Origin of the sequence: Pseudomonas sp. EA_65y_Pfl2_P74, assembly GCF_963970575.1 — a bacterium.
In the GTDB taxonomy this organism is placed as follows: Bacteria; Pseudomonadota; Gammaproteobacteria; order Pseudomonadales; family Pseudomonadaceae; genus Aquipseudomonas; species Aquipseudomonas baetica_A.
Genome location: NZ_CAXAOQ010000037.1, coordinates 56,083 through 65,288, shown reverse-complemented (window position 1 = coordinate 65,288; position 9,206 = coordinate 56,083). Strand labels below are relative to the sequence as shown.

The 9,206-nt window shown below is 57.9% G+C and carries 8 protein-coding genes and 1 pseudogene; all 9 read left to right on the top strand.

Features of this window, described 5'->3' with window-relative positions; genetic code table 11:
- Positions 1-288: 288 nt before the first annotated feature.
- The 9 genes and pseudogenes from AACY18_RS24880 (at position 289) to AACY18_RS24840 (ending at position 9,186) form a co-directional block, all read left to right on the top strand.
- A complete protein-coding gene (locus tag AACY18_RS24880) occupies positions 289-747 on the top strand; it encodes a hypothetical protein (protein ID WP_339466381.1) in 459 nt (152 codons plus the stop codon).
- Complete coding sequence (locus tag AACY18_RS24875) at positions 741-2,066, top strand: hypothetical protein (protein WP_339466380.1); 1,326 nt, start codon at positions 741-743, stop codon at positions 2,064-2,066. Before AACY18_RS24880 ends, AACY18_RS24875 begins: the two co-directional genes overlap by 7 nt.
- Before the next feature lie 210 nt (positions 2,067-2,276).
- Positions 2,277-2,861, top strand: a pseudogene (locus tag AACY18_RS24870) (polysaccharide deacetylase family protein).
- Between the two features lie 165 nt (positions 2,862-3,026).
- Positions 3,027-4,316, top strand: a complete 1,290-nt coding sequence (locus AACY18_RS24865; protein WP_445261966.1) for an OprD family porin — start codon at positions 3,027-3,029, stop codon at positions 4,314-4,316.
- Between the two features lie 202 nt (positions 4,317-4,518).
- Complete coding sequence (locus AACY18_RS24860) at positions 4,519-5,343, top strand: NAD-dependent epimerase/dehydratase family protein (protein WP_339434173.1); 825 nt, start codon at positions 4,519-4,521, stop codon at positions 5,341-5,343.
- A gap of 30 nt (positions 5,344-5,373) precedes the next feature.
- Positions 5,374-6,267: an SMP-30/gluconolactonase/LRE family protein gene (locus tag AACY18_RS24855; RefSeq protein WP_339466385.1), complete on the top strand. Its 894-nt coding sequence runs from the start codon at positions 5,374-5,376 to the stop codon at positions 6,265-6,267.
- A gap of 60 nt (positions 6,268-6,327) precedes the next feature.
- Positions 6,328-7,299 carry a TRAP transporter substrate-binding protein gene (locus tag AACY18_RS24850; RefSeq protein ID WP_339434174.1) on the top strand — a complete coding sequence of 324 codons (972 nt, stop codon included), beginning with the start codon at positions 6,328-6,330 and terminating at the stop codon, positions 7,297-7,299.
- A 79-nt stretch (positions 7,300-7,378) separates the two neighbouring features.
- Positions 7,379-7,906, top strand: coding sequence for a TRAP transporter small permease (locus AACY18_RS24845; RefSeq protein WP_339466378.1), 528 nt, complete (start codon positions 7,379-7,381; stop codon positions 7,904-7,906).
- Positions 7,906-9,186 (top strand): TRAP transporter large permease, encoded by a 1,281-nt coding sequence (locus tag AACY18_RS24840; RefSeq protein ID WP_221733606.1) that lies wholly within the window; start codon positions 7,906-7,908, stop codon positions 9,184-9,186. Before AACY18_RS24845 ends, AACY18_RS24840 begins: the two co-directional genes overlap by 1 nt.
- Positions 9,187-9,206: the final 20 nt, after the last annotated feature.

Below are 9,206 nucleotides of genomic sequence, written 5' to 3'. Positions count from 1 at the left end.
CTTAATCATCTTTACAACTTCCAGCTTGAAGCTGTCGTCGAATACTTTGCGTTTGTCGGTCATGGAGAGCTCCTCAATAGGTGTATTTTCCACCTATCGGGGTGTCCGGGGAAATTAGACCACTGCAAACGGCCCTCTTTGGGCCGTTTTTCTATCTGCGGGAAGTGTATGGCGACTCCGATTGATGACCGCTCGTCTTAAAACCAGTCTCACCTGTCAGATCTGACAGTAGCCGAAATGAGTCGCACAGGGTTCTCATGGTTCATCGATCACCGAGGAGTGCGTGCCATGAACAACCCTGCTTCCAGCTCCGGTCCCATCGCCATCCTGGCGCTGACGCCGCCTTATATTCCGCGGCACACTTACCCGATCATTCACCCAACCGCTCAGGTCGGGCTCTCCCGGCTCAACTATTACGCGGACTCGAAGGGACTGTTGGTGTTATTGGGGCCGTATCAGGGTCAGGTGGCCAATGAAACCGGACGGCTTTACATCGATAGTTTCCCTCAGCCACTTTCTACCGATATCACCAAAGACTCGACGACGCCGCTCGAGTTTCGTTTGCCGATAAGCATGCTCTCGGACGGAGTCAACACAATGAAGGTCAGTGTCCAGCGCCAGTCGGGCAATCTGGATTCGGCAGAGCTGCGCGTGCTGCATTCCAACGTTGCCCCCGCCGGCAATGACACAGATCCGAATCCCCCGCCGGCAATGACACAGATCCGAATCCCGGCAATTCATTGCTGAACATTGACGTCACCCCGCAGAGTATCGGCCCGGCCGAGGCTATAGCAGGCGTGAAGCTCACAATGAGTTGGCCAGGCATGGCGCTGTATGACCTGTTGACCATCAACTATGGCGGTAAAACCCTCACCCATCAGCTCGTGCCAACTGCGCAGGATCCCAACCCCGAAACCAAACCCGTTGTCTTGACCTTTAACACTGCCGATTTCGCCCATGACCCCAACAACCCACAGTTCATATTCAAGTACAACGTCATCAGTCAGATAGACGACTTTTCCGGCACGTCATCGAACGGAGTATTCAACCCGCAGGAATTCTGGTCGAAGGACTGTGTGGTTGATGTGCATCTCGATTGGGCAGTACTGGTGGAAGCAATACTTCAGGAAATCCTCGGAGACAACGGTGACGATCCGGCCATTGTTGATCTGGGCAAAATGAATGGCGGGCCGTTGTGGGCGCTGATTCACTTGGTCGATTCGATTTGGCAGGCGGGGGATGAGTGCGATCTGACTTTCGAGGCTTTGGTGAACGGGGTCGTGACGGCTACCCACCAAGTGAAGGTGCCGGTCAGTCAGGTACCGGGACAATTGTCAGTGGCTACTCCCAACGCCAAGGTCATTCCCGGCAGTACGGTGCAGGTGACATTCAAGCAGATCAGGGGAGGGAAAATTGTTGGTGTTTCCAAAACGGCGGAAGCACGGGTGGTAGGGGCCGGGTTACCTGAGCTGGAGATGGATGTCAGCCCGGTACATTTGTCAGCTGAGCGATACTACGCTGATCAATTCCCCCCCCAATTTCCCGAGTATTTCTTTCCATCCGACCCGAAAAGCGGAAGTTACATCGATCGTAAAGCCACAGGCGGGGTCGGTACGATTATTTATGCTTCCAGCGATACGAACATCGTCTCGGTCGATCAAGACGGCAGGTCCTATGCTCGAGGAAATGGCGAAGCCATCGTTACCGCCACTGACGCAGCCAATCAAAGCAAGAGTTATAAAGTCACGACATCCGGTACCGCACATCAGGTGGTTTTCCGATTCTGGACTCCTGGGGATAACTCTTGGCGAGGCGCCACGCAATTTGCGGCGGCCAGTGGCGGAAGGCTTTTCACTATATCCGAGATACAAAGTCACTTTAGAAGCTTCACTCCCGCCAAGTTTCAGGGGCCAGAACTCCATCATGGGACATGGACGTCCACACCTGGAACGACAAGTGGCGGCAATCCGGCCTACTGGATTGGCAGATGGGATGGCGCGCATTTTTTGCATGCAGATAATCCGTCATTTAGGTCGGTATATGTCTTCACCATAACAAGGACATGACAAAAGAAGAAATTAGAAATAGGGGACAGAAATAGGGGACATCGTCCGGCAAACCCATGTCCCGTGAAGGAGCAGGCTGACGCTTACGCAGAAATCATGTGAAGCCGGATTCGTAAAATTTGTTTAAAGGTCCTCTCGCCGACAGCGGATTTTTCCCGCGTCGGGCGACTGCCATCCTTGCAACCCTTCTCAATCTGCATGGTGCCCGTTATGAATACGCCCCACCCACAACGCTCACACGGCTTGCTGAAAAGCCTTCTGGCAGCCGCCCTGCTAATCCCCCCTCACCTTTGCTCAGGAACGCCCGTGGCCGGACGGTTCGCAACTGGTGATCTCGGTGTCGATGCAATTCGAAACCGGCGGCCAGCCCGAGGGCGCCGAAAGCCCGTTCTCAGGTAGCCCGCTGCCCAAGGGCTACCCCGACTTTCCGGCGCAGACCTGGTTTGATTATGGCTACAAGGAAGGCCTGTGGCGCATGCTTGACCTGTGGGATCGCACCGCAATCAAAGTCACCTCCCATGTGGTCGGCGAAGCGGCGCTCAAGCACCCGGAACTGGCCAAGGCAATAGCCCAGCGCGGGCATGAACTGGGCGCCAACAAGCGACGGATGATGTCGGTGAGTTTGCACGACCGGATTGGCGGCACTCCCGCGATGGTCGAAACCATGGAGCGGTTCATCCGTTACGCACAGTCTCATCCGAAAGTCAGCTTCATGCGCAACGATCAAATTGCGCAGATCGTGCTGACCGAGAAAATCCGCTGATAGATAACAGCGAAGCGCTCTACAACCATTGATTGCGCCGAAACAGCCCTGCTCACGCCATGATCAGGGCTGCTTGCGCTTTGATGGTCATCGTATAACTTCCTGTTGACATTCCCCTGAAGCTCCGCAAATATCGCCCCAAATGTTGTACGACAACGCACAACATAAATAAAAACAAGAAACAAGGGAGCGTCATAGTGAGCACTTTCGTCCGCAAATCCGTTCGTCATTTCCGCACGACTTTCATCCGCTCTCCCCTGAGCCTGATTGGCTGCAGCAGCCTCGTCTTGTTGGCTCCGCTAAGCGCCAGCGCCGAAGGCTTCGTCGATGATGCCAAAGCCACGCTGAACCTGCGCAACGCCTACTTCAACCGCAACTTCACCAACCCCAACAACGCACAGGGCAAGGCTGAGGAGTGGACGCAAAGTTTCATCCTCGACGCCAAATCCGGCTTCACTCAAGGCACCGTCGGTTTCGGCCTGGACGTGCTGGGGCTGTATTCGCAGAAGCTCGATGGCGGCAAAGGCACCGGCGGTACGCAATTGTTGCCGATCCACGATGATGGACGTCCGGCGGACAATTTCGGTCGCCTGGGTGTAGCGCTCAAAGCCAAGGTATCGAAGACCGAACTGAAGGTCGGCGAGTGGATGCCGGTGCTGCCGATCCTGCGCTCCGACGATGGCCGTTCCCTGCCGCAGACCTTCCGCGGTGGCCAGATCACCTCCACCGAAATCAATGGCCTGAGCCTCTACGGCGGCCAGTTCCGCGCCAACAGCCCGCGTAACGATGCGAGCATGGAAGACATGTCGATGAACGGCAAAGGTGCGTTCACCTCAGACCGTTTCAACTTCGGCGGTGGCGAATACACCTTCAACGAAAAGCGCACGCTGGTCGGCGTGTGGTACGCCGAACTCAGCGACATTTATCAGCAGCAGTACTTCAACCTCAGTCACAGCCAGCCCATGGGCGACTGGACCCTGGGCGCCAATCTCGGCTTCTTCAACGGCAAGGAGAATGGCAGCGCGCTGGCGGGCGATCTGGACAACAAAACCGCATTCGCCCTGCTCTCGGCCAAATACGGTGGCAACACTTTCTATGTCGGCCTGCAAAAGCTCAGTGGCGATAACGGCTGGATGCGGGTCAACGGTACCAGCGGCGGCACCCTGGCCAACGACAGTTACAACGCCAGCTACGACAACGCCAAGGAACGCTCCTGGCAGCTTCGCCACGACTACAACTTCGCCGCCCTCGGCATCCCCGGTCTGACCCTGATGAACCGCTACATCAGCGGCGATAACGTGCACACCGGGACCATTACCGACGGCAAGGAATGGGGTCGCGAGTCCGAGCTGGCCTACACCGTACAGAGCGGGCCGCTGAAAAATCTCAACGTGAAATGGCGCAACGCGACGATTCGCCGGGACTTCAGCAACAACGAGTTCGATGAGAACCGGATTTTTATCAACTATCCGATTTCGTTGCTGTAAACCCCTGAAGCCGCATCCCTCCTGTGGGAGCAAGCTTGCTCGCTCCCACAAGGGTTGGCATGACGAGACAGTTTTTTGATTTGGCCCTTGCGTCATTTACACCAAAAGTCGCGTTGACAAGACCGGGAAACCCTACCGATACTTCAGCGCAGTCATACGACAACCTACAACAAACCTAATAACAATGTGTTCAGGGATTGCCATGACGTCTGATTCTGATTCCCGTGCCCCCTTCAACCGTCTGCTGCTGACCGGCGCCGCGGGTGGTCTGGGCAAAGTTTTGCGTGAACGCCTGCGCCCGTACGCCCATGTCCTGCGGCTGTCGGACATCGCCGATCTACCCCCGGCCGCTGATGATCACGAAGAAGTCGTGCTCTGCGATCTGGCCGACAAACAGGCGGTTCATCAACTGGTCGAAGGCGTGGACGCGATCCTGCATTTCGGCGGTGTTTCCGTCGAGCGCTCGTTCGAAGAGATCCTTGGCGCCAACATCTGCGGCGTCTACCACATCTATGAAGCGGCACGTCGCCATGGCGTGAAACGCGTGATCTTCGCCAGTTCCAACCACGTCATCGGTTTCTATCAGCAGGACGAGCGCCTCGACGCCGCTTCCGCGCGCCGCCCCGACGGCTATTACGGATTGTCCAAGTCCTACGGCGAAGACATGGCCAGTTTCTATTTCGATCGCTACGGCATCGAAACGGTCAGCATCCGCATCGGATCTTCGTTCCCCGAGCCACAGAACCGTCGAATGATGCACACCTGGTTGAGCTTCGACGACCTCACCCAACTGCTCGAACACTCGCTGTATGCCCCGAACGTCGGCCACACCGTGGTGTACGGCATGTCCGATAACAAGGACGTCTGGTGGGACAACCACTTGGCCAGCCACTTGGGTTTCGAAGCCCGGGACAGCTCCGAAGTGTTCCGCGACAAGGTCGAAGCGCAGCCGATGCCGGCGGCCGATGACCCGGCGCGGATCTATCAGGGTGGCGCTTTCGTCGCGGCCGGCCCGTTCGGTGACTGATGACTCTGCCAGGGACAAAAAAGAATGAGTATGCAAGCCCAATTGATCGTCGACGCCCGCAACGCGGTCGGCGAAAGCCCGGTCTGGGTCGCGCAGGAAAACGCTCTTTACTGGGTGGATATTCCCAATGGCGGGCTGCAACGCTGGAGCGCTGACACCGGGCATGTCCACGCGTGGAAAGCCCCCGAAATGCTCGCCTGCATCGCCCGTCACAGCCGTGGCGGCTGGGTGGCGGGCATGGAGAACGGTTTCTTTCACTTGCACCCGCATAGCGATGGCAGCCTCGACAGCGAATTACTCGCCCAAGTCGAACACAGCCGTGGAGACATGCGCCTCAACGATGGTCGCTGCGACCGTCAGGGCCGTTTCTGGGCGGGCAGCATGGTGCTGAACATGGGTTTGAACGCCCCCGAAGGCCGGCTATATCGCTACGGCGCCGGCCAGTGCGGGCTGATCGAAGCGCAACTCGATGGCTTTATCGTGCCCAACGGCCTGGGCTTCAGCCCGGACGGCAAGACGATGTACCTGTCCGACTCACACCCCAACGTGCAACGGATCTGGGCATTTGACTACGACACCGCCAGCGGCACGCCGTCGAATCGTCGTGTGTTTGTCGATATGAATCACTACAGCGGTCGCCCTGATGGCGCCGCCGTTGACGCCGACGGTTGCTACTGGATCTGCGGCAACGACGCCGGACTCGTTCATCGTTTCACCCCCGACGGGCGACTCGATTACTCACTGCCCGTGCCGGTGAAAAAACCGACCATGTGCGCCTTCGGCGGTAGCCGGATGGACACCTTGTTTGTCGCCTCGATCCGCCCCGGCGACGATCACGACCCGCAGTCTCTGGCCGGGGGCTTGTTCGCTTTGAACGCCGGCGTCAAAGGCTTGCCGGAACCGGTTTTCGACAATTTTCTGTAACGCGCCTCTGCTGCACCGCTTCGCCTTGACCACAAAAATAACAAGACTGGAGACACCCTCATGGACTTCAAACGCACCTTGCTCGTCGCCGCACTTCCCCTTGCGTTCACCCTCAGCAGCGCCGTTCAGGCACTGGAAATCAAGTTCGCCGATGTCCACCCGGCCGGATACCCGACCGTGGTCGCCGAAGAGCAACTGGGCAAAACCCTGGTCGCCGAGAGCGACGGCAAACTGACCTTCAAGATGTTCGCCGGTGGCGTGCTCGGCTCGGAAAAAGAAGTGGTCGAACAGGCGCAAGTCGGTGCGATCCAGATGGCCCGCGTCAGCCTCGGCATCGTCGGCCCGGTGGTGCCGGACGTGAACGTGTTCAACATGCCGTTCGTGTTCCGCGACCAGGCGCACATGCGCAAGATCATCGACGGTGAAATCGGCGACGAGATTCTCGACAAAATCACCAACTCCGAATTCAACCTGGTCGCCCTGGCCTGGATGGACGGCGGCACCCGTAACCTCTACACCAAAAAACCCGTGCGCAAACTGGAAGACCTCAAGGGCATGAAGATTCGTGTGCAGGGCAACCCCATGTTCATCGAAACCATCAACGCCATGGGCGGCAATGGCATTGCGATGGACACCGGGGAAATCTTCAGTGCCTTGCAAACCGGGGTAATCGACGGCGCAGAAAACAACCCGCCGACCATGCTTGAACACAACCACTATCAGAACGCCAAGTTCTACAGCCTGACCGGGCACTTGATCCTGCCCGAGCCGATCGTGATGTCGAAAACCACCTGGAACAAACTCACCCCGGATCAACAGGCCCTGGTGAAAAAAGCGGCCAAGGCCGCGCAAGCCCAGGAACGCACGTTGTGGGACGCCAAGACGGTGAGCAGTGAAGAAAAACTCAAGGCTGCCGGTGTCGAGTTCATTACCGTCGACAAGAAACCCTTCTACGAGGCCACCGCTTCGATCCGCGAGAAATACGGCGCGCCTTACGCCGATCTGATCAAGCGTATCGAAGCCGTTCAGTAACCCTCCCTGCCCTCAACGAAAGGCCCGGCAGCGCAGACCTCGATGGATGTCCGCGCCTGCCCGGTTACGGTGGAACCCGATGAAGAATCTGCTGCTGGGCATCAACGACCGGATCTACATGGCCTGCATATGGGTCGCCGGTCTGTCAGTGCTGACGATTTCCCTGATCATCCCTTGGGGGGTGTTTGCCCGTTACGTTCTCGGTACCGGTTCGAGCTGGCCGGAGCCGACTTCAATCCTGCTGATGATGGTCTTTACCTTCATCGGTGCCGCCGCCAGTTATCGCGCTGGCGCTCACATGGCCGTGGCCATGCTGACCGACCGCATGCCTGCGCCACTGTGCAAAGGCATGGGCATCGTGTCGCAATTGCTGATGGCCACCATTTGCCTGTTCATGACCATTTGGGGCACCAAACTGTGCCTGTCGACCTGGAACCAGTTCATGAGCGCCCTGCCAACTTTGCGCGTGGGCATCACCTACATGCCCATCCCGATCGGTGGCGCGCTGACCATGATTTTCGTGCTGGAAAAATTGTTTCTGGGTGACCAAAGCAACCGCCGCGTGGTGCGGTTCGATCTGGTTGAAGAAAACGAAGGGGCTGCCTGATGGACGCGTTGATTCTGTTGGGCAGTTTTATTGTCTTGATCCTGATCGGCATGCCAGTGGCCTACGCCCTCGGGCTGTCGGCATTGATCGGCGCGTGGTGGATCGATATCCCGTTCCAGGCCCTGATGATTCAGGTGGCTGGTGGGGTGAACAAGTTTTCGCTGCTGGCGATCCCGTTCTTCGTCCTCGCTGGCGCGATCATGGCCGAAGGTGGCATGTCACGGCGGCTGGTGGCGTTCGCCGGGGTGCTGGTGGGATTCGTGCGCGGCGGCCTGTCGCTGGTCAACATCATGGCCTCGACGTTTTTTGGCGCGATCTCCGGCTCCTCGGTGGCCGATACCGCTTCGGTCGGTTCGGTGCTTATCCCGGAAATGGAGCGCAAAGGCTATCCGCGCGAGTTCTCCACGGCGGTCACCGTCAGTGGTTCGGTGCAGGCGTTGCTGACGCCGCCCAGCCATAACTCGGTGCTTTATTCCCTGGCGGCTGGCGGCACCGTGTCTATCGGCTCGCTGTTCATGGCCGGTGTCGTGCCCGGCCTGATGATGAGCGCGTGCCTGATGGCGCTGTGCTTGATCTTCGCGAAAAAACGCAACTACCCCAAAGGTGAAGTCATACCGCTGCGCGAGGCCTTGAAAATCTGCGGCGAGGCGATGTGGGGCATGATGGCGATGGTGATCATCCTGGGCGGGATTCTCTCGGGGATTTTTACCGCCACCGAGTCGGCGGCCATCGCCGTGCTGTGGTCATTCTTCGTGACGATGTTCATCTATCGCGACTACAAATGGAGCGAACTGCCGAAACTGATGCACCGCACCGTGCGGACCATTTCGATCGTGATGATCCTGATCGGCTTTGCCGCCAGCTTCGGTTACATCATGACCCTGATGCAGATCCCGGCAAAGATCACCACGATGTTCCTGACGCTGTCGGACAACCGCTACGTGATCCTGATGTGCATCAACGCCATGCTGCTGTTGCTGGGCACGGTGATGGACATGGCGCCGCTGATCCTGATCCTGACGCCGATCCTGATGCCGGTGATTCTGGGCATTGGCGTTGACCCGGTGCAGTTCGGCATGATCATGCTGGTCAATCTGGGGATCGGGCTGATAACGCCGCCGGTGGGCGCGGTGCTGTTTGTCGGTTCGGCGGTGGGCAAGGTGAGTATCGAGAGCACCGTGAAAGCGCTTATGCCGTTTTATGCGGTGCTGTTTCTGGTGTTGTTGCTGGTGACGTATGTTCCGGCGATTTCGCTGTGGTTGCCGCATCTGGTGCTGTAAACCGTCGCTGTGGTGAGGGA

What these genes read in the sequence shown, in the direction of transcription:
- AACY18_RS24880 (WP_339466381.1), top strand. Translation starts at nt 289, where the DNA reads ATGAACAACCCTGCTTCCAGCTCCGGTCCCATCGCCATCCTGGCGCTG.
- AACY18_RS24860 (WP_339434173.1), top strand. Translation starts at nt 4,519, where the DNA reads ATGACGTCTGATTCTGATTCCCGTGCCCCCTTCAACCGTCTGCTGCTG.
- AACY18_RS24855 (WP_339466385.1), top strand. Translation starts at nt 5,374, where the DNA reads ATGCAAGCCCAATTGATCGTCGACGCCCGCAACGCGGTCGGCGAAAGC.
- AACY18_RS24850 (WP_339434174.1), top strand. Translation starts at nt 6,328, where the DNA reads ATGGACTTCAAACGCACCTTGCTCGTCGCCGCACTTCCCCTTGCGTTC.
- AACY18_RS24845 (WP_339466378.1), top strand. Translation starts at nt 7,379, where the DNA reads ATGAAGAATCTGCTGCTGGGCATCAACGACCGGATCTACATGGCCTGC.
- AACY18_RS24840 (WP_221733606.1), top strand. Translation starts at nt 7,906, where the DNA reads ATGGACGCGTTGATTCTGTTGGGCAGTTTTATTGTCTTGATCCTGATC.